Genomic DNA, 24111 nt, shown 5'->3' with positions numbered 1-24111 from the left:
AACGGTTACTCTTGGGGCATGAAGTGTATGGGCTGTCGCCCAGGTCGGACCAAGCGCTAGTTTGTCCCCCATGCGGGTCTTCGTCACCGGCGCCTCCGGGTTCGTCGGTTCCTACACCGTGCGCGCCCTCCTCGCCGCTGGGCACCGCCCGCGCGCGCTGGTCCGCGACCCGGGGAAAACGACCAAGGTCCTACAGGCGATCGGCGTCGCGGCCGAGGACGTGGAACTCGTCCCCGGCGACATGCTGGACGAGGACGCCGTGGCCGAGGCCCTCGAAGGCACCGACGCCGCGATCCACGCCGCCGCCGCGATCGGCGTCACCGGCGCCGCCGGCGACCTGATCGACGTCAACGTCCGGGGGACCCGCAACGTGGTCGGCGGAGCCGTCGCCCGCGGACTCGACCCGGTGATCCACGTGTCGACGATCGGGGTGTTCGTCCCGCCGTCCGCCCCGGTCATCACCGCGGACGGCGCCCTCGCGAGCCCCCGCACCGGCTACGGCCGGTCGAAGCTGGCCGCCGAGGAGTACGTGCGCGGCCTCCAGTCGGACGGCGCGCCGGTCACGATCGTCTACCCGGGCGGCGTGTGCGGGCCGAACCAGCCCACCCTGGACGCGCTGATGGAAGGGCTCGCCGCCGCGCTCGGCAAGGTCTGGCCGCTTCCGGGCGGCGGCGTCTCCGTGATCGACGTCCGCGACCTCGGCGAGGCATTGGCACGTTCCGTGGAGGCCCGGCAGGGGCCGAGCCGCTGGGTGCTCGGCGGCCACTACCTGACGTGGCCGCAGTACGCGGACCTCTGCGACCGGCTCACCGGCGTGAAGTGCCGCCGCGTGCCCGTCCCGAGCCGCCTCATGCTGGGCCTCGGCTCGGCGCTGGACGCGGCCAAGCGGATCCGCCGCTTCGACTACCCGCTCACCCGCGACGCCGCCGAGTTCATGGTCACCCTCGTCCCCACCGACGACCGCCCCATCCTGGACGCGCTGGACCTCACCCTGCGCCCGGTCGAGGAAACGGTCGCCGACGGCCTCCGGTGGCTGGCCGAGACCGGCCACCTGAAACCCCGCCGCGCCGGAAGGCTCGGCACCAAGGAGCAGCAGCAGATGCCGACCCTCGTCCAGCGCACCTTCGGCCCGGTCTTCCACCGGGTGTCCGGCGCCGAATGGTTCTCCAAGGTGGGCCCCAAGGTCGTCCCGCCGGTGGACCGAACCCTGCACAGGCTCACCGGCGGCCGCTTCCTCCTCGGACAGCTCCTCGTCCCGAGCCTCGTGCTGACCACGACGGGCGCCGTCAGCGGCCTGTCCCGCCAGACCCCGCTCGCCTGCCTGCCCGACGATGACGGCGGCTTCTACGTCGTCGGCTCCAACTTCGGCCGCGAGAAACACCCCGCCTGGACCGGCAACCTCATCAAGAATCCCAAGGCCGAGATCAGCTTCCAGGGCCGTACCGTGCCCGTCGCCGCCCACCTCTTGGACGACGCCGAACGCATCGAGATCTGGCCCCGCCTCATCCAGGTCTGGCCCGTCTACGACCAGTACGTGGAACGCACCACCCGCCAGCTGCGCATCTTCCACCTGACCCCCCGCTGACGCCCGCGTCCCTCTCGCCGGAACCCGGTGGCGTCCGTCTCCGGGTGATGCTTCAGTCGCCGCGGACGGTCTTGGAGAGGCGGCGGCCCAGGAGGAGGTAGGCGATCACGACACCGGTGACGTTGAGGATGACGTCGTCGATGTCGAAGGCGCGGCCCATGACGAGGGCTCCCTGGACCATCTCGATGGCGAAGGAGAACATGCCGGCGAGGAGGGCCAGGCGGATCGGGCCGCGGAGGGTCGTCCAGACGACGGGGAGCAGCACGCCCAGGGGTGCGAGTAGCGCGAGGTTGCCGCCTATCTGGAGGAACGCCTCCTTGGTGGGACGGTCCAAGTAGAAGCGGAGCGAGCGGCCCGGGTCGGTGTTCCCGCCTGCCTGGCCGTTGTCCTGGACGGGCGTCAACGTCATCCGGAACGCGAAATAGAAGAAGACGCCGAGCGCGCCCAACGCGGCGGTCACGACGACCACCCGCAGGACGATCACGTACCAGGGGACCTTCTTGCCCGGCGCTGCGGGCTGCCACATCTCCGTCAACACCCGGCGCATGGTCCCCGGCCCGTCATCGACCATGCACGGCCCGCGATTCGGCAGGGCCGAAACCCGGGTTGACGTCGAACGCCCGCGCCGGGCCGAGCCCGGCGCGGGCGTTCCGTGCGTCAGACCGCCACCGGCGTGGTGGCCGGCTCCAGGGCCAGGTCCAGCACTTCGCGGACGTCGCTCACGGCGAAGACCGTCAGGTTCTCCAGCACCTCGGCCGGAACGTCCTCAAGGTCCGGCTCGTTGCGCTTCGGGACGATCGCGGTGGTGATGCCGAGCCGGGACGCGGCCAGCAGCTTCTGCTTCAGGCCGCCGATCGGCAGGACCCGCCCGGTCAGCGACACCTCGCCGGTCATCGCCACGTCCGAGCGGACCGGCCGCCCCGACAGCAGCGACGCCAGCGCGGTCGTCATCGTGATGCCCGCGCTCGGGCCGTCCTTCGGGATCGCGCCGGCGGGCACGTGGACGTGCACGCCGCGGTCCTTCAGGTCGCCGACCGGCAGTTCCAGCTCGGCGCCGCGCGAACGCAGGTAGCTGAGCGCGATCCGCGCCGACTCCTTCATGACGTCGCCGAGCTGCCCGGTGAGCGTCACTCCCGTGTCGCCGGTCTCCTTGTCGGCCAGCGACGCCTCGATGTAGAGGACGTCGCCGCCCGCGCCGGTGACCGCCAGGCCCGTCGCGACGCCCGGCACGCCCGTCCGCCGCTCGTTCCTGCTCAGCTCGACCTCCGGCGTGTACCTGGGCCGCCCCAGATACACCTTGAGGTCGTCCGCGCCGATCGCGACCGGCAGCTCCCCCTTCTCCATCGCCACGTTCGCGGCGACCTTCCGCAGGACCCGCGCGATCGACCGGTCCAGCGACCGGACGCCCGCCTCGCGGGTGTACTCGGCCGCCAGCAGCCGCAGCGCGTCGTCGCCGAAGCCCACCTCGGACGCCTCCAGCCCCGCCTTGTCGAGCTGGCGCGGCAGCAGGTGGTCGCGGGCGATCGTGACCTTCTCGTGCTCGGTGTAGCCGTCCAGCTCCACCAGCTCCATCCGGTCGAGCAGCGGCGCGGGGATCGCCTCCACCACGTTCGCCGTGGCGAGGAACAGCACGTCGCTCAGGTCGAGCTCCACCTCCAGGTAGTGGTCCCTGAAGGTGTGGTTCTGCTCGGGATCCAGAACCTCCAGCAGCGCCGCCGTCGGGTCGCCCCGGTAGTCGGCGCCGACCTTGTCGACCTCGTCCAGCAGGACGACCGGGTTCATCGAACCGGCCTCGCGGATGGCGCGGACGATCCGTCCCGGAAGCGCGCCCACGTACGTACGGCGGTGGCCGCGGATCTCGGCCTCGTCCCTGACACCGCCCAGGGCGACCCGGACGAACTCGCGCCCCATGGCCCGCGCGACCGACTCGCCCAGCGACGTCTTGCCAACGCCGGGAGGCCCGGTCAGCGCCAGAACCGCACCGCTCCGGCGTCCGCCCACAACGCCCAGGCCCCGGTCCTCACGGCGCTTGCGCACGGCCAGGTACTCGATGATGCGCTCCTTCACGTCATCGAGCCCTGCGTGGTCGGCGTCCAGGATCTCCCGCGCGCCCGAGATGTCGTAGGCGTCCTCGGTCCGGTCGTTCCACGGGATGTCGAGAACGGTGTCGAGCCAGGTGCGGATCCATCCGCCCTCGGGCGAGGCGTCGGACGACCGCTCCAGCTTGTCGACCTCCTTCAGCGCCGCCTCGCGCACCTTCTCGGGCAGGTTCGCCGCCTCGATCCGGGCCCGGTAGTCGTCCTCCTCGTCGGCGGGGTCGCCGTTCAGCTCGGCCAGCTCCTTGCGGATGGCCTCCTGCTGCTGCCGCAGCAGGAACTCCCGCTGCGTCTTCTCCATGCCCTCCTGGACGTCCTTGCGGATCGTCTCCGCCACGTCCAGCTCGGCCAGATGGTCACGCGCCCACCCGATCACCAGGTTGAGCCGCTCCACCACATCCGGCGTCTCCAGGACCTCGATCTTCTGCTCGTCCGACAGGTACGGCGCGTACCCGGCGTTGTCGGCCAGGGTGGACGGGTCGTCGATCTGCTGCACCACGTCCACGACCTGCCAGGCTCCCCGCTTCTGCAGGATCGCGCTGACCAGGCTCTTGTACTCCTTCGCCAGTTCCTGCGCCCTCCCGGACGCGGGCGGCGACTCGATCGCGGTGCCCTCGACCCACAGCGCCGCGCCCGGCCCGGTCGTCCCGGTCCCGATCCGCACCCGCTGCACGCCCCGGACGACCGCGCCCGGCTCACCGCCGGGCAGCCGCCCCTCCTGCTCGATGACACCGAGCGTCCCGATGCCGGCGTACTGCCCGTTCAGCCTGGGCACCAGCAGCACCCGCGGCTTGCTCACCGACCGGATGCCCGGCCCCTTGGACTGGGCCGCCGCCCGCGCGGCCTCGATGGCGGCCCGGACCTCACCGCTCTCCGACAGGTCCAGGGGCACCACCATGCCCGGCAGAACGGCCCCGTCGTCCAGGGGCAGCACCGGCAGCGTCAGGGTCTCGCTCATGCTCAGCTCCAAGTCCGTACGTCGACCCAACGGCAAGTTGAGTCATACACACTCAAGAAAACGGAGCAGCATTTTGTTTCCTCAGCAACGTTCGCTCTCAGCGATCAACGTCTCGGGAGCCCGGGCGGAGCCTTCCAGCGGAACGGACATCGGCGGCGGCCATTTCCGATACGAGCGTTGCGTATTGCGGTGTGACCAGCTATCGTCGACTTACGAAACACGAGTAGCGAAAAGGATGACGGATGACTTCACCACACCCACGCCGCGGCCGGCCCCGCGACGCCGGGGCCGACGAGCAGATCCTGCGGGCGGCCGAAGAGGAGCTGCTGGCCCGCGGATACGCCGCGTTCGCGGTGGACAAGGTCGCCAAGGCGGCGGCGGTGGCCAAGACCACGCTGTACCGGCGGTGGCCCACCAAGGATCACTTGGCCATCGCCGTGATCGCCCGTATGCAGGACGAGGTCCCGGTGCCCGACACCGGAGACCTGCGGGCCGACCTCGTCGACTACTTGGAGCAGATCGCGCTGGGGCTCAACCGGACGCGACGAGCCGGGCCGGGGCGCGACCCGGACGACCCGTCGGCCGGGCTCGTGGGCGAACTCGTCGCCGCGGCCGCCCGCCACCCGGACATCGGGGCATTGGTCCGCGCCGTCTTCGAGCAGCGCAACGCACTGGTCATCGGGTTGATCGACCGGGCCCGCCGCCGCGGCGGCCTGCGTCCGGACACCGATCCGGAGCTGCTCTTCGATCAGCTCTCCGGTGCCCTGTACTACCGGCTCCTCATCACCGGCCGTCCCATCGACCGCTCCTATGCCGAACGCCTGGTCGACACCGCACTCACCGGCGTCCTTCCTCCGAAAGGGAACCGAACATGACCATCGCACCCCCCGCCCCCACCGGCCGACGCGACCGCACGTCGCGGCGCGTCCGCCTGCTGATCGCGCTCGGCATCATCGCCGCCGTGCTGGCCGGTTACGCGACCTGGACCAACCTGAACCCCTTCACGCTGCGCGCCGCGATCGAGATCGAGGCCACGCCCGAGGAGGTGTGGAGCGTCCTGAGCGACCTGCCCGCCTATGCGGAGTGGAATCCGTTCATCGTCTCCTCCGGCGGCCGGGTCGAGGAGGGGGCGACCCTGCGCAACGTCATGCGCGACGCCGGAGGCGAGACGACGTTCACCCCCACCGTGCTGGAGGTGGCCCCCGGCCGGGAACTCCGCTGGATCGGCAAGATCGGCCCTGGCGGGATCTTCGACGGGGAACACCGCTTCGTGATCGAGCCGATCGAGCCCGGACGCGTCAGGTTCAGCCAGAGCGAGGACTTCGCCGGGGTCCTGGTGCCCTTCTTCCGGGGAAAGCTGACCCGTGACACCTTGCCGCAGTTCCACGCCATGAACAGGGCCCTCGCCCAGCGCGTCAAGGCAGCACGCCCTGAGAAGTGATGGTCGAGCCGGCGTCCGTCTTCGACACACTCTTACCGTGATCGACCTGACCGACGAACTCCTCAAGCCCACACCGGGAACCCTCTGCTACTGGCCGCCCGACCTTGACCATCCGGTCGCCGGAACCTGGAGCATCACCATCCCGCTGACCCCTTTCTCCGCCGACGACGAATAGATCGCCTGCCAGCGTCCGGGCTTACTTTGCGACCCGCTGCTCAGCTCGCCGCGCTACTGCCACGTTCCGGCGGAACGGACATCCGCCGGCGATGGGCGGGGGTGCGATTCACGGTGGCTTCAGCAGGTGCCATGGGGTGCGGCCGACCGTCCCTTCGTCAAGACGCAGGCCGTCATGGCGCCAGAGTTCCGCGAAAACGGGGTTGCCGGGGCCGGGGGCGGCGTGCGATCTTCGGCGGGATGTTCCGGTTCCGGTTCGGGAGGCAGATCGTGTACACGGGTCTCGGCAAGGCCACGACCGGCGCCTCGGCGGCGGAGCGCAGCACGGCCTGACCGGCACCGCGCTCCTCGACGCCGAGGCGAGTCCACACGGGGTTCGCCCCGCCGGCCCTGCCGCGTCGAATCGATGGAGCATCCGTGTCCTCGCATGCCTCGAAACCCGGCGGCCTCAGCCGCCGGGTGATCTTCCTCCTTGCCCTGACCTGCGGCGTCGCCGTGGGGAACATCTACTTTCCGCAGGCGATCAGCCCGCTGGTCGCATCGGGACTGGACGTGTCGCCGGGAACGGCCGCGCTGGTGGTGACCGCCGCGCAGTTCGGCTACGCGGCGGGGAACTTCCTGCTGGTGCCGCTCGGGGACCGGTTCCCGCACCGTCCGCTGATCGTGGTGATGCTCGGCGTCACCGGGATCGGGCTGCTGGCCGCGGCGGGCGCCCCCGGGCTGCCGGCGCTGGTCGGCGCCAGTGCCCTCGTCGGGATCACGACCGTGGTCGCCCCGGTCATCGCGCCGATGGCGGCCGGGCTGGTGGCCGACGACCGGCGCGGCGCGGTCATGGGGACGCTGCTGTCGGGGTCGATCGGCGGCATCCTGCTGGCGCGCACGTTCGGCGGGATGATCGGCGAGTGGCTCGGCTGGCGGGCCCCGTACCTGGTCTCCGCGGCGGTCGCCCTGTGCCTGGCGGCGGCGCTCGCGTTCGCGCTGCCCGCGACCGTCCCGCCGTCGAAGCAGTCGTATCCCGCGCTGCTGGCCGAGCCGCTGCGGCTGCTGCGCCGGGAGCCGGAGCTGCGGCGGACGTGCTTCTACCAGGCGACGGTCTTCGGCGGCTTCCAGGCCGTCTGGACGGGCGTCGCGCTACTGCTCACCGGCCCCGTTTACGGGCTCGGGGCGCAGGCCGTGGGGGTGCTGGCCCTGGTCAGCGCGGGCACCATGGTCGCCACACCCGCCGCCGGGCGGCAGGTGGACCGGCGGGGCTCCGACCCGGTCAGCCTCGTCGCCATCCTCGGGACGATCGCGGCCGCCGGGGTGCTCGCGGCGGGCGCCGCGGGCGGCCGGTCCGGGCTGGTGGCGCTCGCCGCGGGGACGCTCCTGCTGGACGTCGCGATGCAGTCCGGCATGGTCGCGAACCAGTCCCGGATCTTCGCGTTGCGGCCAGAAGCCCGCAGCCGGATCAACACGGCTTACATGACCTGCTCCTTCCTGGGTGGGAGCACCGGTTCCTGGCTGGGCGCGGCGGCCTACTCCCGGTTCGGCTGGACGGGCGTCTGCGCGCTCGTGGCGTTCCTGGCCGGCCTCGCCCTGGCCCGCCATGTTCTGCGCCGCCGTCCCGCGGCGAAGCGGGCGGCGGGCAATGCGGAGGCAAAACCCGCTTCGCGATCATGATTCTTTGGACCGGGCCGGTTTACGTCCGCATGACGTGGGGGTACCTAACGCAACAAGTTCGTGACACAGGGTGAACGAGAAAGCCTTGGGGCGGCAAAGCCCCAGGTCGGGAAGCGGGAGGGGTCCGGATGCACCGCACAGAGCGTGAGACCCGGCCCGTCCCCGCACCCCCGTCCCCGCGCGGCCCGGTCCGTACGGCCGAGGGCGATCGCGGCACGCTCCACCGTGGCCGGCACCGTCCCCCAACGGGTGCCGCGGGCGGGGCGCGCGGCACCACACCTCGGGTCCTCGGCCGTACCGGACCTGCCGGGCCCATCGACCATCCCCGGACGCCGGCGCCGCACGCCCCCGTGGCGCCGGAGTCCCCCACGAGCCGGGCCGGCGGCATCACCCGAGCCGTGCCGCCGGCCCGGCCACCGTCACCGGGGCGCCGAGGCGGCGTCCTCCCCCGAGCGCCGGACGGGTTCCCCGGCCGGCCGGAGCGGAAGGGGGGTGGGAACCAGTCCCGAGCCGAACCGGCGTGACGCCGGTGAACACAGGCGGCCGGAACTCCGTCCGACCCCCGTCCCGGCCGCCGACGCAGTCAGGGATCACTGCGGAGCCGGGCCCGTGGAGGCGACACACCCCCACGGGCCCGGTTCACAGTTTTCTGCGCCAGACCTGCCCGCGGATGACGTCCCCGAAGCGTTCGACCGGGGGCTCCTCCTCGTCCAGGACGAATCCGGCCCGTTCGTAGACGCGGTGCGCCGGACGCTGCAGCGCGGTCGTCCACAGCATGATCTCGGAGTATCCGGCCTCGGTCGCGAAGCGGACGCACTCGCCGACCAGCGCTGCCCCGATGCCCATGGCGCGGGCGTCCGGCTCGACGTGCAGCAGCCGGAGCTGCGCGACGTCGTCGGCGCGGCGGACGCAGAAGACGCCGCCCACCCGCACGCCGCCGGATTCGGCGATCCAGGCGTTCTCCCGTTCCGGGTCGTGGTTCTGCACGTAGTCGGCGACGACCTTGGCGACGAGGGCCTCGTAGGTGCGGTCCCAGCCGCATTCCCGGTCATAGAGGGCGCCGTTGCGTTCCACGATCCAGCCGAGGTCGCCGGGGCGCAGCGGGCGCAGGACGAAGCCGTCCCCGCGCGGACGGTCGCCGAGGACGCCGTGGATGGAGCGCATCGCGGCCAGGAGGCGGTGCCGGTCGCGCGCGGGCAGCCCGTCCAGCAGCGCGCGGATCTCGGCGACGGACCGCTCGTCGAGCATGGCGAACATCTCACGGCCCCGCGGCGTGAGCCGGACGATCTGCCGGCGGGCGTCGCCGGGGGCCCGCTCCCGCCCGACCAGCCCGTCGGTCTCGAATCGGGCCAGCATCCGGCTGAGGTACCCGGGGTCGAGGTCGAGTGCGCGGCGCAGGGCGAGGACCTCGGTGTCGTCCCGCTGGGCCAGCTCGAAGATCACCCGCGCCTCGGTGAGGGAGTACGGCGTCTGGACGAGGCCCTCACCGAGCACGCCGATCACCCCGGTGTAGAACCGGTTGAACGACCGGACCGTGCCGATGTCCTCTTCGGTCACCCCCATGGTCGCCCTCCTAACGTTTGACTGAGTCAAACATTAGTGGACGCGGGCGGCCGCCATCCAGTGCCCCGAGGGGGACGGCCGTCAGACGCTCGCCTCGGCCTCGGCCTTCGCGACGCCCAGCGCCCGCGCGTCCCGCACGATCCGGCGCTCGACGAAGAACGTCATCAGCGGCACGATCCCGCCGAGCACGATCACCGCCATCCTGCTCAGCGGCCAGCCGGTGCGCCGCCACAGGTCGTACGCGACCGCCAGGTAGACCATGTAGAAGAAGCCGTGGATCGGAGAGACGACGGCCACCATCTCCGGCATGTCGGTCGGCCCGTACTTCAGGACCATACCGATCGTCAGCAGCACCAGCAGCGTGCCGACCACCAGCGCCAGAATCCGGTACCTGGTCACCGCGCCTTCCACAGATCACACCTTTCGTCGACGGCCCGCACAGGGCGGCCCGTGCGGACCTGCCCGTGCGGCCGGGTCAGCGGCGTCCGCCGCTCTCGGAGTTCAGCCGCGCGAGGTAGCGGTTGTAGGCGGCGAGGGCGGGATCCTCGTCCTCCTGCTCCCGGATGATCTTCTGCGTGATCTCCGCCTCCGCGGGCTCCTCGATCACCTTGGGCGCCGGGGCCGTGCCCGAACGCTCGTCGCGGATCATCTTGACCCACATCACGACCACGAAGAGCGCGAAGATCGGCCACTCGAAGGTGTAGGCCCAGCTGCGGTCGTTGCCGGCCTGGGCACGGTCGAACTGCCACCAGCCGAAACCGAGGAACGCGCCGCACAGCACGATCGCGATCAGGTGCAGCGCGAGCCAGCCTGGGGTGAGGAACCGTCGCACGTCCCCGAGCCTACCCCCGGCCCGGCGGGATGCGGCCACGACCCCGTCCCGGCGCCCGGGCGGCCCCGCGCCGGTCATCCGGCCGGGAGCGGCGAGCCGGTGTAGACGGCGCGCGGACGCAGCGGGCCGCGCCGGCCGTACTCCTCCAGCGCGTGCGCGAGCCACCCCGCGGTGCGCGCGACGGCGAAGACCGCCTCCCCCGCGCCCGGCACGAGGCCCGCGACCGCGCCCAGGGCCGCCAGCGCGAAGTCGATGTTGGGCGGGGGCAGGCGGCGGCGGGCGGCCTCCTCCAGAACGGCGTCGGCGGCGGCGAGCCGTCCGTGGCCGGGCGCCGCCTCCCGGACGAGGTCCATCAGGAGTGTCGCGCGCCCGTCGCCCGACTTGTAGACGGTGTGCCCGAACCCGGGGATCCGCTCGCCGCCGCGCAGCCGCTCCCCGATCACCCGGGACGCCGACGCGGGTTCGGCGACCTCGCCGAGCAGGCGCTCCGCGCCGTACGAGGCGCCGCCGTGCAGAGGCCCGCCAAGGGCGCCGAACCCGGCGGCGACGACGGCGTACGGGCCGGCGCGCACCGACGCGGCGACCCGCGCCGCCACGGTGGACGCGGCCAGCTCGTGGTCGGCCAGCAGGATCATGGCGGCCTCGAAGGCGCGCGGGAGGCCGGGACCGGACGGCGGGTGCGGGCACAGCCTGCTCCAGAGCCGCTCGGCCGCACGCCCTCCCGGGACCCTGGACGGGCCCGCCGGGGGAAGGGCCTCGATCAGGCCGGCGATCAGGGCGCGTCCGGTCGCGGTCACGGCGTCCGGGTCGAGGTGGTGACGCAGCGGGTCGGTCACGGCGAGCGCGGTGACGATCAGCTGGAGCCGGTCGAGCGGCAGGAGGCCGGCGGGCAGGCCCGACTGCGCGGCGACGGCCGCCGCGACCCCGTCGCCGTGGGCGCGCCAGGCCTCGCCGTCGCCGCCGCGGCCGGTCCACAGCCATGCGGCGACGTCCTCGAAGGTGCCGCTCCCCGCCATGTCGAGGACGTCGCGTCCCCGGTAGTAGGGCCGGTCGGCGCCGAGCGCGGTGATCTCCGACTCGATCGCCAGTTCCCCGGGCCCCGGCGGGCGGCGCGGCCTCCCGCGCCGGGCCAGTTCCTCGACCTGGGCGGCGTCGAAGAGGCTGCGGCGGCCGTCGGCGGCGTGCCGCCGGCGCAGCACCCCGCGGCTCACGTACGCGTACAGCGTGGCGGGCTTCACACCGAGGCGCTCCGCCGCCGCCTTGGCGTCGATCCACCCGGTGGCCTGCTCGTTCTCTCCCACACGGCTCCTGACATTGATTTTGATCAATATTGATACATATGGAATCCGCTGTCAATCTGTGGGCATGCCTCAGATTCACTTCCTCGACGTCACCAACCGCGACGGCGTGCAGACCGCCCGGACGGGGCTGTCGAAGTTCGGCAAGACGATGGTGAACTTCTACCTGGGACGGCTGGGCGCCGCGCAGTCGGAGATCGGCTTCCCGTTCCTGTTCCACGAGGTCCCCTACGTCCGGGCGCAGATCGCGCTGGCGGAGGCGGGCGCATTCGGGAGCCTGCGGCTGTCCGGCTGGTGCCGGGGCGTCGCCCAGGACGTGGAGCAGGCCGTCCAGGTGCGCGCCGGGGACGCCGGGCTCGCGCACTACAACCTGTCCATCTCGACGTCCGACTACATGATCGCCAACAAGTTCCGGGGACGCCTGGACCGGGACGCCATCGTCCGCGAGATGGTCGCGGCCGCCCGCGCGGCCAAGGCGGGCGGCGCGGACACGATCGGGGTCAACGCCGAGGACGGCTCACGCACCGACGACGCGTTCCTCACCGAGTTCGCGCTCGCCGCGAAGGAGGCGGGCGCCGACCGCGTCAGGTACTGCGACACCATCGGCGGCGACACACCGGACCGCATCGGGGAGCGCTTCTCCAAACTGGCGTCCGCGGTTGGGATGCCGGTCGAGACGCACTGCCACAACGACCTCGGCCTGGCCGTCGCCAATTCCGTCAGCGGCGCGCTCGGCGACCTGGAGGCGGGGCAGGACGCCTGGATCAACACGTGCGTCAACGGGATCGGCGAACGCTCCGGCAACGCCGACCTCCTGTCGACGATCCTCGCGTTCCGGCACGGCTTCGGGCTACAGGAGCGCGGCGCCGAGATCGGCGATCCGATCGACCTGTCGTGGGCGCGCCGCTTCGCGCTGTGGGCGAGCTACGCGTTCGGCCAGCCGCTCCCCTACAACCAGGTCGGCGTAGGACGGAACGCGTTCGCCCACGAGTCGGGCATCCACGCCGACGGCGCGCTGAAAGACCACGGCAACTACGAGCTCTACGACGAGGAGACGCTCGGCCCGTTCCCGGACGACTGGCACACACGTCCAGGACGTGTGGTCCTCACCGGCGAGTACGGCGGCAAGGCGGGTTTCAGGCACGTGATGGACGGACTGGGCGTCGAGCCGGTCGACGAGGACCTCGCGTTCAAGCTCGTCCAACTCTGCAACGCGCAGACGGGCCGTCCGCTCACCGACGACGAACTCCGCCTGATCGCCGGGTACCCGAGAGAGCTCGCGCTTCTCTTCCCTGGTCAGGTCAGCTGATCCACGGGTTCGGCGAAACTGTCGGCGGAAGGCTCTACGTTCACCGGCATGGCGAGCAGCACCGCGGCGGCAGCGGCCGCGCAGACGTACACCTACACGCGGCCGTCCGGGCTGGACGACGGGATTCTGGGCCTGTCCACGTCCGGCGGGACGACCAGCACCGGGCCTCGGGCGCATCCGCATTTCTTCAGCGGCGTCCTCACGCAGGCCGCGCCGGCCGCGGCGGCGCTGATCGCGCTGGCCGACGTCGCGCAGACCCGGTACTTCCAGCCGCGCCCCACGGCGTTCCGCGACCCGGTCGTCACCTGCAACGGCGACCGGCTGCGGATGGAGTCGTTCTCCGCGTGCGGCGGCGTGTACGCGCGGCTGGACGTGCTGGAGCCCGCGATGGACGGCGACGTGCACGAACGCGGCACGACCAACGTCGACGTGAACGGGCCGCTGCGTGAGGCCCTGGCACGCGTCGGCGGATCCGATCCGCTGCATCTGGCGGTCGGCGCCGAGGAGATGGCGGTGACCACGCTGGACGGCGCCGTCGTGGAGAAGAAGGTTCCGCTGCCCGACCGGTGGCTCCGGGGGTTCGCGGAGGTCCAGGTCATCACGGCCGGGTTCGATCTGCGCGGTGAGCTGAACGCGGCGGAGGCCGTGCGGTTCCTGCGTTCGATGCCGCGCAGTCCGCGGGGTGCGCTCTGGGCCGTGCGCGCCGGGCGGACGCTGCGGCTGTCGGCCCGTCCGTCCAGCGGCGCGGTGTGCCTGGCGGGGCCCGACCGTCTGCGGACGATGCTGCCGCTGCTGCGTTTCGCGCGGGCCCTGCGCGTCTACGGGCCGGTCGTCGCGAGCGGCGGCGAGCCCGCGTCGAGCGTCTGGGAGCTGGAGCTCCCCGGGATGCGGTACGTCCTGACGTTGTCTCCGCAGCACTCGCGCGGGTTCTCCGGTGAGGGAGCCGTGCTGGACGCCCTGTCGACCGACGAGGCGGCGGGAGACGCCGACCTGCTCGGCGGGCTGCTGTCGTTCGAGCCGCGCGTCGAACCCGGCCTGCTCGCCGAGCGCTCCGGCCTCACCCTCGCCCGGACGAAGGCGGCGCTGACCCAGCTGGGCACGTCCGGCCGCGTGGGGTTCGACACCGCCGAGGCCGCGTTCTTCCACCGCGAGCTGCCCTACGACCCTTCGCTTGTGGCCGACCTCAACCCGCGGCTGCGCTCGGCGCGCGCGCTTGTGGAGGTCGGCGCCGTACGGTTCACCGCCGACGACACGGCGGTCGTGCTGACCGACGGCGGCGAGCGCCGGGTCCGCTTCGAGGACGGCCGGGTGACCTGTACATGCCCGTGGTGGTTCGACCATCGGGGTGAGCGCGGGCCGTGCAAGCACGTCCTCGCCGCCCGCATCGTCCGCCGCGAGGCCACCGCGGAGGCCGCACGATGAGCGCGTGGGACGAGGTGGGGAAGGCCATCGACGGCGACGACGCGGGACAGACGGCTCGCCTGGTCATGGCCCTGGACGACGCCGGACGGCGCGAGGTCGCCAAGGAGCTGCCGGGCAAGTTGAAGGAGATGCGGGCCGCATCGGACTTCGGGTTCCTGGAAAGGGAGGCGCAGGAGTCGCTTCTGCTCGCCGGCGCGGGCACGATCAGCGGCGCCGCGGCCGCGGCCGCCTGGCTGTGCCGGCGGGACCTGCGGATCTTCTGGGACTCCGACAGGTTCGCCGCCCTCTGCAAGACGCTGTGCGCCGTAACGGCCGTCCGCCCGGACGAATGGCGTGCAGAGGTCGCCCACCGCCTCGCCGCCCGTCTGCGCGTCGCTGAGGAGACATGGTTCCTGTGGCACATCGCGGCGGCGCTCATCAAGTCCGCCGGTGCCGCTCTCCCGGTGTCGGACGGTTTCGTGGCCGGCTGGGCGGCCGACGGCGCCCGCCCGCAGGAACTCGACGCGGACCCGTTCCTGAGAACACTCGTCCCCAGGTTGTTCGAGGTGGACGGGGTGGGCACGGTCCTCGCCAACGACACTTCCAGAGAACGGTGGGACGTAGAGCACGCAGGAACGTTGGCCGTCGCCCTGGCCGAACTGGCCCGCGCAGGGCGGCTCGGACGCACGAGCCTCCTGGACGGCTGTGTCAGCCGCTTCCTTCGCGGCGGAACGGCCCACGAACTGCGCTGGTTCGTCCGGCTGCACGCCGCGCTGGAACCCTCCGAGGACGAGGCGGCGGCCCGCGCACGCGACTACGTGCGTCTCCTGCCCGCCGCGCCCTCGACCGTCGCCGACCTCGCGCTGCGCCAGGCGCGCCGGGCCGACGAAGCCGGACGTCTCGACACGGCGCTGTTCGAGGAGGCCGCGGGCGCGTTGCTGTTCCGGCCGGAGAAGAAGCTCGTCCGCGCCGCACTGACCTGGGTGGACCGGACGGCCCGCAAACGCGACAGGGTCGACGCCGCGCTCCGGGCCGTCGCCGCCGCGTTCGCCTCCGAGGACCTCGACCTGAGAGAACGCGCCGTCAAGTGCGCGGCCAAGCACGCCTCGCACGCGGGCGAACCCGTCCGCGCGGAGATCCGGGGCGCCGCCGCCGGCCTCCCGGCCGCCCTCCGCGTGACGATCGCCGAGGCGTTCGGCGAGGTCGAGGCGTCCGCCGAGGCGGAGCCGCCCCTGGGCCCGCCGCCCTTCGTCCCGCGCGAGTCACCCGCCCCGATCGGATCCCTCTCCGAGCTGGGCGAGGAGTTCCTCGCCCTCCAGTCCCGGCAGGAGCACTGGATCACCACCGAACGGTTCCTGGCCGCACTGACCGGGTTCGCCTACGACGACATCGACGCGACCCGGAAAGCCTTCTCGGCCTTGACCAGCTGGATGTTCGACAACGATCACGGCTTCTATACGACCGCCTATACGCGGAGTAGCTGGATCCGGCTCCCGGTGCTGGCCCTGATGGCCCCGGACGTGCCGCGCAGCCCGGTCATCTCCCCCTTCGGCAGCAGGCATCGCGTCCGGGGGGCGGCGTTGCAGCCCCCGATGGGGCGGTTCCTCGCCTGGCGGAGGCACGAGGTCGCGGCCGCCATCGGGAAGGTGCCCGTCCTGCTCGCGACCCCGACCGAAGGCAGCGGCCACATCGACCCGGACGTGCTCGTCCGGCGCCTGGAGCGCCTGGAGGAGACGGGAACCGAACCGGGTGAGGGCGACCTCGTGCAGGCGATGCTCCGCGTGCCCCGCGAGATCGACCCGGCCGCCGCGGCGCGCGCGAAGGGCCTGACGTCCGAAGCCGGGCGGACCATGGCGTCATGGCTCGCTCAAGGCGGGCTCGCCGACCCGTCCGTCGAGTGCAGGGTCCTCGATGACCCGATAACGACCGCCCATGACCGGAGGCTGGGTATCCCGACCCACGTCCGGGCCACGGTGGACGTGTCCGGCGACTCCGGCATCGCCCGCCTGTGGGAGTTTCCCGAACCCGACCGGAGGGACTACGGCGCGCAGGGGTACGACGGGTCCATCGCGTACTGGCCGTCCGTGCTGCCCTCCCACCGGGAGGTCGCCGCCGCGCATCTCGTCCCCCATCAGGCGGGCACCGGCGAGAACGACTGGGGCCAGGGCGGCATCCTCGTCGATCTGGCCGAGGCCGACGGTCCCGCCGGCGCCGCCACCGGAACGCTTCTCGCCTGTGCTCTCGCCAACGCGCACCAGGACCAGCGGGCCGGCGCGGTCGAGGCGTTCCTCACCCTCAGCGCCCGGGGCGCCCTCCCGGGCGGCGAGACGGGCACGGCCCTCGGCCGGCTCGCCGCGTTCGGCCACGTCACCCTCCCCCGCGTCGTGAAGGCCCTCGCGTCCGCCGCCGACGCGGGTGCCCACACCGAGGTCTGGGCGACGCTCGCCGCCGCCCTCCCGCACGCGCTGCCCGCGCCCGGTGAGCGCGCCGCGTCCGGCGTCCCCGCCCTGCTCGCCCTGGGCACCCGCCTCGCCGAGACCATGGGCGTGAGAGGCGTGATCCCCGCCGTCGGGGACGTGGCGGCACGGGGCGGTTCGAGCAGCCTGGTCAAGGAGGCCGCCCGGCTTCACCGCACCCTCGCAACGTGAGGACGTCCCGCGGTGTTGAACACATGGGACGCTGAACACACCGGAAGGGAGCACCGCACGATGACCGAGACCATCGCGTTCGGCACGGTCGACACCGTGCTCGGCCGCCTGCTCGTAGCCGAGACCGAGACGGGGGTCGTCTCACTGCACTTCCGCGACACCCCTGCCGCCCGCGCCCGCACGGCCAAGGCCACCGGCCTGCCCGTCGTGGACGCTCCCGGCCGCGCCGCCCCGGCGCTGTCGGCCCTGCGCGACTACTTCGCCGGCGACCTGAAGCACTTCGAGGTCCCGATCGACTGGCGTCTCACCTCCGACGTCCAGAGGCAGGTCCTCTCGACGCTGTACGACTCCGTCCCGTACGGGCAGGTCATCACCTACGGAGACCTGGGCGACCGCAGCGGCGCCGGCGTCCACGCGCAGGTCATCGGCCAGGTGATGGGGAGCAACCCGATCCCGCTGATCGTCCCCTGCCACCGCGTCGTCGCCTCGAACGGCCTGGGCGGCTACAGCGGCGGTTCCGGCGTCGAGGTCAAACGCTGGCTCCTCACCCTGGAGGGCGCGCTCCCCGCCACCCTCGACTGGGACCTGACCAGGGGCCCGTGACCCCCCGGGAAACTTACCTACGGGTAGTCGGGAATCGTAGGATGGGGCCGTGCCGAGGATCAGTGAGTCGACCGTCGCCGCGCACCGGGCGCGGCAGTTGCGGACGCTGCTGGACGCCGCGCGGGCGCTCGTGGCGGAGGAGGGCATCGAGGCGCTGTCGCTCGCGGCGCTGGCGCGGCGGGTCGGGCTGTCGCGGCCGGGCCTGTACGAGTACTTCCGGTCGAAGGACGATCTCGTCGCGGCGATCGTCGAGGAGGAACTCCCCCGGTGGGCGTCGCTCGTCGAGGACGCGCTGACGGGTCCCGGTGACCTGGAGGGCAAGGTCGAGGCGTACATCCGGGTTCAGCTCGGGGTCATGACCGACGGGCGGCACGCCGCCGCGGTCGCCCTGGCCGAGCACGCGCTCGCGGAACCGGCCCTGGAACGCATCCGGGTGGGGCACGCGCAGTTGCTGCGTCCGCTCGTCACCGCACTGGACGAAGGCGGCGTCGCCGAACCCGCGTTGCGGGCCGAGCTGATCCAGGGGCTGGTCGACACGGCCGCTCGTCTCGCGCAGCGTGCGCCGTCGGACGCCGAGACCGTCATCGCGGCGACGCTGGCTCAGGCCACCGTGGGGCTTCGCTAGGCCTTCTCGTAGGTGACGCCCGTGAGCGTTTCGGAGACCTCCCAGAGGCGTTCGGCCTGGGCGGGACGGTTCGCCTGCGGGGGCGTGACCACTTCTGTCGGGGCGCCGCGGTACTGGAGCAGCCGGGGGCCGTAGCAGGCGCCGCCGTGGACGTCCGTGGCGGTGGCGGCGTAGAGGGACGGCAGGGCTCCCGCAGCCGCGGACTGGGCCATCAAGGCGTTGCCCAGGCCGGCGGCCTTCTCCGCCAGCGTGCTGCCCTGCATCCTGGGGCCGGTCTGCTGCAGGTTGGTGGCGGCGTAGCCGGGGTGGGCGGCGACGCTGGTCACCTCGGGGACGCGGCGGTCCAGTTCCCTGGCGAAGATCAGGTTCGCGAGCTTGGCCTGGGCGTAGGCGGACCACTTGCGGTAGCGGCGCTCGCCCTGCAGGTCGTCGAAGTTGAGGCGGCCGGACCACGCGAACGCCGAGGTGAGCGTGACCGCGCGGGGGGACGGCGCGGACCGCAGCGCGGGCAGCAGGAGGCCGGTGAGGGCGAAGTGGCCGAGATGGTTGGTGCCGAACTGCATCTCGAAACCGTCGGCGGTGGAGCGGCGCGGGATGGCCATGACGCCCGCGTTGTTGACCAGGACGTCGACGGGCGCGTCGCCGTACCGGGCCGCGAACTCCCGGACCGACGCCAGGTCGGCGAGGTCGAGGGAGCCGAGGACGAGGTCGGCGCCCGGCGCCGCGGCCTTGATCCGGTCGAAGGAGGCCTGGCCGCGTTCGGCGCTGCGGCAGGCCAGCACGACGGACGCGCCGTGCCGGGCGAGCTGGAGCGCGGTGTGGTAGCCGATGCCGCTGTTGGCGCCGGTGACGATCGCCCGCCGGCCGTGCAGATCGGGGATGTCGCCGGTCGTCCATCCGCGCATCAGGGACCTCCACGTCATATCGCGACTTCACAAGTTAGACGACCCGGCTGCGCGGCGCAGCCGGGCGTCCGCGAAAAGGCACGGCGAATCTGGGATGTGGCGCAATTCACAGCTGCCGGCGCGCCCTCCGACCCCGGAGGGCGCGCCCGTTTTCAGGCCGGCAGGTTCTTCTCGATGGCGGCGACGACCTCGTCCGCCTCCGGCTCGGCCTGGGGCGCGAAGCGCGCCGCCACCGTGCCGTCGGGAGAGATCAGGAACTTCTCGAAGTTCCAGCGGATGTCGCCGGTGTGGCCCTCGGCGTCGGGAACGCCCACCAGGTCCCGATAGAGCGGGTGCCGCCCGTCGCCGTTGACCTCGACCTTCTCGGTCATCGGGAACGTGACCCCGTAGGTCGCCGAGCAGAACTCCGCGATCTCGTCCGCGGTGCCGGGCTCCTGCCCCATGAACTGGTTGCAGGGGACGCCGAGGACGGTGAAGCCGCGTCCCGCGTACCTCTCCTGCAGCCGCTCCAGGCCGGAGTACTGCGGGGTGAGGCCGCACTTGGAGGCGACGTTGACAATGAGCACGGCTTTGCCCCGGTACTGGCCGAGGTCTGCGGGTCCGCCCCGCAGGCCGTCGATCTCTACGTCGAAGACAGACATGAGGCCGATCCTAGGAGATCGCCCTCCGTGACCGGCCATGCCCTCGTTCGCTCACTCGCCGGCGCCGCCGGGCCGGAAGGCCCGCGCCGCCGGCGCAGCCTCAGTTGCCTCCGCCCAAGGCGTTCACGAAGGCGGCCAACTGGGTGCCCGCCTCGCCGAGCTGGCTGAAGGCGTTGTTGACCACCCCCGCAGCGTCCGTGGGTGAGCTCAGCAAATAGAAGATGACGAACGCGATCGCCACATAGCGGAGGTTCTTCTTCATCCGTACGCCGTCCCTGGTTGTAGCGCAGCGACACAACTGACCCGATCCAATTGTGCCCAGGCGCGTCTGCCCGCAAAGCGCGATTTTACTGTGACGCGGAGGCAACCGCTTGCTGGCCGCGCGCGAAGAAGCCCCGCACCGCCCTGGGTGCGGGGCCGGGGAGCCGCCCGTCAGCTCGGGATGGCGCTCATGAACTGCGACAACGACTCGGCGGCGGTGCCGAGCCCGCTGAGGGCGTTGTTCACGAGACTCGCCGCTCCCTCGGGCCTGCTGATGACGTACCACGCCGTGAAGGCGATGGCGGCGATCTTCATGTGCTTCTTGTTCACTTCAACCACCCTCTGCAGTCAATTGACTACGGAGAGTGTTTCCCAGTGACGGCCGAACAGAGATCAACGACGGGCAAAGAGCCGGTCAGGTCCCGTTGGCGTGCGCGGTGAGGTACTCGATGTAGAACGGCCGGAGCGCGTCCGCCATCTCCCCCTCGCCCGCGTGCGTGAACTCCTCCAGCAGCGACAGGCCGTGCAGCAGGTCGAACTCGGCGCGGCCGACCTCCCCCAGGGACGCCGCCGCGGCGGGGATGGCGCGCAGCAGGTCCCACAGGAAACCGACGTCGCGCCGCTCCCTTGCGAGGCGCATCGCACGCTCGTACAGCTCCTTGGACGGCAGCTCGTCCAGCTCGGCGGCGCCGCCCGGCGTCACATCGGACATGCCCCGACTCTAACCAAGCGGACGGGGACCGACCCCCCTCGCCTGCCCGGCCCCGTCGCCTCCACGGCGCGTCACTTCTTCTGGATGACGTCCGGCGGGATCGGCTGGTCCTGCTTGAGCGCCTCGAAGAGCTTGGACGCCTTGGCCTTGTCCCAGGTGATGTACGAGCCGACGCCCGCGGCGCTGCCGTTGCCGCCGATCGGGACGGTGGTCGTCACCCCGCCCTCGCCGCTGACGCCCTTCATCGCCCACATCATGCGGACCAGGTGGTGCAGATGGTCGCCCTCGTCCACCAGGAAGTTGCTGGTGGAGTTCAGCGCGAGCGGGACGCTCTTGAACGGGTTGAGGAGCGTCCCCGGGCTCGCCGCCTTCTTCATCAGGGCGGCAAAGAACTGCCGCTGGTTCTCGACGCGTTCGAGGTCGGCGCGGGCGAACGCACGGGTCCGCACGTACCCGAGCGCCTGGCCGCCGTCCAGGGTCTGGCAGCCGGCCTTGAGGTCGAGCCCCGCCTTGGGGTCCTTGAGGTCCTCCTTGATGCACATCTCCACACCGCCGATGGCGTCCACCACGCCGACGAAGCCGCCGAGGCCGATCTCGGCGTAGTGGTCGATGTGAAGGCCGGTGGCCTCTTCCACGGTCTGGACGAGCAGCTTGGGGCCTCCGATCGCGAACGCCGCGTTCAGCTTGTTGCGGCCCTTGCCCGGGATCGGGACGTAGGAGTCGCGCGGGAGGCTGATCATGGACGTGCCGCCGGAGCCGTAGTGCAGCAGCATCATCGTGTCGGTGCGCCGCCCCGAGGCGACGCCGGTCTTGAGCCTGCGCCGGTCGTCCTTCGACAGGCCCTCGCGGCTGTCGGAGCCGACGATCAGCCAGTTCGTCCCGGGCGTGTCGGCGACCCGGCCCGGATAGTCCACGAGCACGGCCTCGCGTTTCAGCCGCGAGTCCAGATAGAAGTAGCCGCCGACGACGACCAGCAGCAGGACGACCACGACGGCGCCGAACACCCGCCCGCCGCGACGGCGGCGGCGGCGCCGGGGCGGCGGCCCGCCGTAGGGGTCGCCCTGGCCGTGACGGCCTCCGCCGCGAAGCTGGTCGCCGGCATGCGGGTCGTCGTACGGGTCGTAGGAGTCTCCGTACGCTTCCCGCCCGTACGCGGGCTGGTGATGCTCCGCCCGGGCGGAGTGATGCCTGCTGCGAGCCACGCGGTCGCCCTCCTTGCGTGTCCGGCCTTCCGGCCAGCCGGCGCTCATGCGGTAGACCCTAGACTTCCCGGGCGTCCACCGCGTCCTTCTCCTGCATGATTGTCCCTTCCGCCAAATCACCGCGCTCTGTGACATATGAAGCGGACGCCGTCGTTCCCAGGGCGCACACTGCCCTTGGCACGCAGCACGCGCGGAGGGCGGCGCATGGGTACACGACGGCGCTTTTCCAGGCGATTCAGGCTCCGCAGGGCGGGGACTCGCCGCCGCGGGGCCCGCGCCTCGTCCGATCTGCCGGAGCTGACCGCGCACATCTGGCACGCGAAGGACCGGGAACTCGCCGAGACCGGCCTGAGAACGGTGGCGCGCCGGCTCCCGGCGGTGATCGTCCAGGCGGCGCGGCTGGCCTGGCGGGCGAGCCCGGCCGACACGGTCGCGACGATCTCCCTCAACCTGCTCGCGGGGATCTTCACGGCGTTCTGGCTGCTGGCGACGACCGGTGTGCTCACCGCGCTGTTCAGCGCCGGGCCGACGCCCGACCGGGTCCGTGACGCGCTGCCCTCGCTCGCGCTGGTCGCGGGCGCGGTGGCGCTGCGGGCCGGGCTGCAGGCGTGCGCGGGCTGGTCGCAGTCACGGCTGGACCCGCAGGTCCGGCGGCTCGCCGAGCTCCGGCTGTACGAGGCGACGACCGCGGTGCACCTGGCCGCGCTCGACGACTCCGACTTCCTGGACGAGCTGCAGCGCGCGCAGGCCCGGGGCCTGATGTCGGCGCCGCGGGTCGTCCAGCAGGCGGTGGACGTGCTCACCGGGGCCGTCGGGATGGCCGCGGCGGCCGGGACGCTCGGCGTGCTGCATCCGCTGCTGCTGCCGCTGCTCCTGCTGACGGCCGTCCCGGAGGGCTGGGCGTCCGTGCGCAGCGCGCGGATGCAGTACCTGACGATGCTCGCCCTGGTCGAGGTCGCGCGCCGCAAGTGGATCCTGTCGGACCTCATGGTCGAGCGGGAGCACGCCGCCGAGGTGCGGTCGTTCACCATGCGGACGTTCCTGCTGGACCAGTACGACCGGCAGGCCGCGTACCAGCGGACCGTCGAACTCGACCTCGCCCGCAGGCAGACCATCGCGCGGGTCACCGGGGACGTCCTGAAGGGCGTCGCCACGGCGGCCGTCTACATCGCGCTGGGACTCATGCTGTGGAAGGGCGCGGTGCCGCTGGCGGTGGCGGGCACGGCGGTCCTGGCGATCCGGTCGGGCCAGTCCTCCCTGGCCAACCTGGTGTTCGCGGTCAACCAGTGCTACGAGGAGGGTCTCTACTTCGGCGATTACCTGTCGTTCTGCGCCGAGGCGGAAACGCGGATCCCCCGCCGCGCCCTGCCGGAGGGCGGCACGGCCTCTCAGATCCCGCTCGGGGACCACTTCGGCTGCATCCGGGTCCGCGACGTCACGTTCACCTACCCGGGTGCGGACACGCCCTCCCTCAACGGGATCTCACTGGAACTGCGCAAGGGCGAGGTGGTCGCGCTCGTCGGCGAGAACGGTTCCGGCAAGACGACCCTCGCGAAGGTCATGGCCGGCCTGTACGACCCGGACGCGGGCGAGGTCCTCTGGGACGACGTCCCGCTGACGAAGGTGGCGCCCCACGACGTGTGGGAACGCATCGCCGTCATCGCGCAGCAGTACACGCACTGGCCGATGACCGCCCGGCAGAACATCACCATGGGACGCGGCCGCGAGCACACCGAAGGCGAGGGCGAGGACCCGGCGATGCTCGCCGCCGCCCGCGCCGCCGGCGCCGACGAGGTCGTCGGCGATCTCGCCCGCGGATACGGCACGCTGCTGGACCGCCGGTTCAAGGGCGGCGCCGAGCTGTCGGGCGGCCAGTGGCAGCGCCTCGCCGTCGCCCGCGGCTTCTTCCGCGACGCGCCGCTGCTGATCTGCGACGAGCCGACCGCCGCCCTGGACGCGCGGGCCGAGCACCAGCTGTTCGAGCGGATCCGCACGCACGCCGACGGCCGGACCGTCCTGCTCATCACGCACCGGCTCGCCAGCGTCCGCCACGCCGACCGCATCTACGTCCTGGAGCACGGCCAGGTCATCGAGGAGGGCGACCACACCGCCCTGATGGCCCGTGGCGGCCTGTACGCCGACCTGTACTCCCTCCAGGCCGCCGCCTACGGGCACGGCGCCCCGGACGCGCGGTAGCG

The 24111-nt window shown here is 72.2% G+C and carries 23 protein-coding genes; 11 read left to right on the top strand and 12 right to left on the bottom strand.

Going from position 1 to position 24111, the window contains the following annotated elements; genetic code table 11:
- Positions 1-70: 70 nt before the first annotated feature.
- Positions 71-1585, top strand: coding sequence for a nitroreductase/quinone reductase family protein (locus AB0C35_RS08390; RefSeq protein ID WP_358452034.1), 1515 nt, complete (start codon positions 71-73; stop codon positions 1583-1585).
- Between the two features lie 52 nt (positions 1586-1637).
- On the opposite strand, the gene AB0C35_RS08385 is transcribed toward AB0C35_RS08390, so the two are convergent.
- Positions 1638-2123 carry a VanZ family protein gene (locus tag AB0C35_RS08385; protein ID WP_358452032.1) on the bottom strand — a complete coding sequence of 162 codons (486 nt, stop codon included), beginning with the start codon at positions 2121-2123 and terminating at the stop codon, positions 1638-1640.
- A 119-nt stretch (positions 2124-2242) separates the two neighbouring features.
- Complete coding sequence (lon, locus tag AB0C35_RS08380) at positions 2243-4639, bottom strand: endopeptidase La (protein WP_358452030.1); 2397 nt, start codon at positions 4637-4639, stop codon at positions 2243-2245.
- 242 nt (positions 4640-4881) lie between these two features.
- On the opposite strand from lon, the gene AB0C35_RS08375 reads away from it, so the two are divergent.
- The 4 genes from AB0C35_RS08375 to AB0C35_RS08360 all read left to right on the top strand — a co-directional run bounded on the left by AB0C35_RS08375 (position 4882) and on the right by AB0C35_RS08360 (position 7913).
- The gene (locus tag AB0C35_RS08375) at positions 4882-5514 is read left to right on the top strand and encodes a TetR-like C-terminal domain-containing protein (protein WP_358452028.1); all 633 of its coding nucleotides are present in this window, start codon (positions 4882-4884) and stop codon (positions 5512-5514) included.
- Positions 5511-6080, top strand: coding sequence for an SRPBCC domain-containing protein (locus tag AB0C35_RS08370; RefSeq protein ID WP_358452026.1), 570 nt, complete (start codon positions 5511-5513; stop codon positions 6078-6080). Before AB0C35_RS08375 ends, AB0C35_RS08370 begins: the two co-directional genes overlap by 4 nt.
- A 37-nt stretch (positions 6081-6117) precedes the next feature.
- On the top strand, positions 6118-6255 hold the full coding sequence (locus AB0C35_RS08365; RefSeq protein WP_358452024.1) for a hypothetical protein: 138 nt from the start codon (positions 6118-6120) through the stop codon (positions 6253-6255).
- A 416-nt stretch (positions 6256-6671) separates the two neighbouring features.
- A complete protein-coding gene (locus tag AB0C35_RS08360; RefSeq protein WP_358452023.1) occupies positions 6672-7913 on the top strand; it encodes an MFS transporter in 1242 nt (413 codons plus the stop codon).
- Positions 7914-8552: 639 nt separating this feature from the next.
- Here AB0C35_RS08360 and AB0C35_RS08355 read toward each other — a convergent pair.
- The 4 genes from AB0C35_RS08355 to AB0C35_RS08340 form a co-directional block, all read right to left on the bottom strand.
- A complete protein-coding gene (locus tag AB0C35_RS08355) occupies positions 8553-9476 on the bottom strand; it encodes a helix-turn-helix domain-containing GNAT family N-acetyltransferase (protein WP_358452021.1) in 924 nt (307 codons plus the stop codon).
- Positions 9477-9557: 81 nt separating this feature from the next.
- Positions 9558-9875 (bottom strand): DUF3817 domain-containing protein, encoded by a 318-nt coding sequence (locus AB0C35_RS08350; RefSeq protein ID WP_358452019.1) that lies wholly within the window; start codon positions 9873-9875, stop codon positions 9558-9560.
- A 76-nt stretch (positions 9876-9951) separates the two neighbouring features.
- Positions 9952-10308 carry a hypothetical protein gene (locus AB0C35_RS08345; RefSeq protein WP_358452017.1) on the bottom strand — a complete coding sequence of 119 codons (357 nt, stop codon included), beginning with the start codon at positions 10306-10308 and terminating at the stop codon, positions 9952-9954.
- A gap of 74 nt (positions 10309-10382) precedes the next feature.
- On the bottom strand, positions 10383-11609 hold the full coding sequence (locus AB0C35_RS08340) for a citrate/2-methylcitrate synthase (protein WP_358452015.1): 1227 nt from the start codon (positions 11607-11609) through the stop codon (positions 10383-10385).
- A 64-nt stretch (positions 11610-11673) separates the two neighbouring features.
- On the opposite strand from AB0C35_RS08340, the gene AB0C35_RS08335 reads away from it, so the two are divergent.
- The 5 genes from AB0C35_RS08335 to AB0C35_RS08315 are packed head-to-tail and all read left to right on the top strand — an operon-like array spanning position 11674 to position 18192.
- Complete coding sequence (locus AB0C35_RS08335; RefSeq protein WP_358452013.1) at positions 11674-12915, top strand: hypothetical protein; 1242 nt, start codon at positions 11674-11676, stop codon at positions 12913-12915.
- 48 nt (positions 12916-12963) lie between these two features.
- Positions 12964-14337, top strand: coding sequence for an SWIM zinc finger family protein (locus tag AB0C35_RS08330; RefSeq protein ID WP_358452011.1), 1374 nt, complete (start codon positions 12964-12966; stop codon positions 14335-14337).
- Positions 14334-16964, top strand: coding sequence for a DUF6493 family protein (locus AB0C35_RS08325; protein WP_358452009.1), 2631 nt, complete (start codon positions 14334-14336; stop codon positions 16962-16964). The genes AB0C35_RS08330 and AB0C35_RS08325 overlap by 4 nt, the downstream gene beginning before the upstream one ends.
- 60 nt (positions 16965-17024) lie before the next feature.
- Positions 17025-17567, top strand: a complete 543-nt coding sequence (locus tag AB0C35_RS08320; protein WP_358452007.1) for a methylated-DNA--[protein]-cysteine S-methyltransferase — start codon at positions 17025-17027, stop codon at positions 17565-17567.
- A 49-nt stretch (positions 17568-17616) separates the two neighbouring features.
- Positions 17617-18192 carry a helix-turn-helix domain-containing protein gene (locus AB0C35_RS08315; RefSeq protein ID WP_358452005.1) on the top strand — a complete coding sequence of 192 codons (576 nt, stop codon included), beginning with the start codon at positions 17617-17619 and terminating at the stop codon, positions 18190-18192.
- Here the strand turns inward: AB0C35_RS08315 and AB0C35_RS08310 are convergent.
- The 6 genes from AB0C35_RS08310 to AB0C35_RS08285 all read right to left on the bottom strand — a co-directional run bounded on the left by AB0C35_RS08310 (position 18189) and on the right by AB0C35_RS08285 (position 21961).
- A complete protein-coding gene (locus AB0C35_RS08310; protein WP_358452003.1) occupies positions 18189-19097 on the bottom strand; it encodes an oxidoreductase in 909 nt (302 codons plus the stop codon). The two genes, AB0C35_RS08315 and AB0C35_RS08310, sit on opposite strands and share 4 nt — an antisense overlap.
- A gap of 152 nt (positions 19098-19249) precedes the next feature.
- Positions 19250-19738, bottom strand: coding sequence for a glutathione peroxidase (locus AB0C35_RS08305; RefSeq protein WP_358452001.1), 489 nt, complete (start codon positions 19736-19738; stop codon positions 19250-19252).
- A 100-nt stretch (positions 19739-19838) separates the two neighbouring features.
- Positions 19839-20000, bottom strand: coding sequence for a hypothetical protein (locus tag AB0C35_RS08300; RefSeq protein ID WP_358451999.1), 162 nt, complete (start codon positions 19998-20000; stop codon positions 19839-19841).
- 170 nt (positions 20001-20170) lie between these two features.
- Entirely contained in the window at positions 20171-20329 is a 159-nt protein-coding gene (locus AB0C35_RS08295; protein WP_358451997.1) for a hypothetical protein, read from the bottom strand.
- An 85-nt stretch (positions 20330-20414) separates the two neighbouring features.
- Positions 20415-20711 (bottom strand): hypothetical protein, encoded by a 297-nt coding sequence (locus tag AB0C35_RS08290; protein WP_358451995.1) that lies wholly within the window; start codon positions 20709-20711, stop codon positions 20415-20417.
- A 71-nt stretch (positions 20712-20782) separates the two neighbouring features.
- Positions 20783-21961, bottom strand: a complete 1179-nt coding sequence (locus tag AB0C35_RS08285; RefSeq protein WP_358451993.1) for an LCP family protein — start codon at positions 21959-21961, stop codon at positions 20783-20785.
- A 156-nt stretch (positions 21962-22117) separates the two neighbouring features.
- Here AB0C35_RS08285 and AB0C35_RS08280 point away from each other — a divergent pair, with 156 nt between their 5' ends.
- A complete protein-coding gene (locus tag AB0C35_RS08280) occupies positions 22118-24109 on the top strand; it encodes an ABC transporter ATP-binding protein (RefSeq protein ID WP_358451991.1) in 1992 nt (663 codons plus the stop codon).
- The last annotated feature ends 2 nt before the right edge of the window (positions 24110-24111 follow it).

The sequence above is a fragment of the Spirillospora sp. NPDC048819 genome (assembly GCF_040650055.1).
Lineage (GTDB): Bacteria > Actinomycetota > Actinomycetes > Streptosporangiales > Streptosporangiaceae > Spirillospora.
The sequence above is the reverse complement of the archived record's forward strand: the minus strand, read 5'-3'. Positions and strand labels throughout refer to the sequence as shown.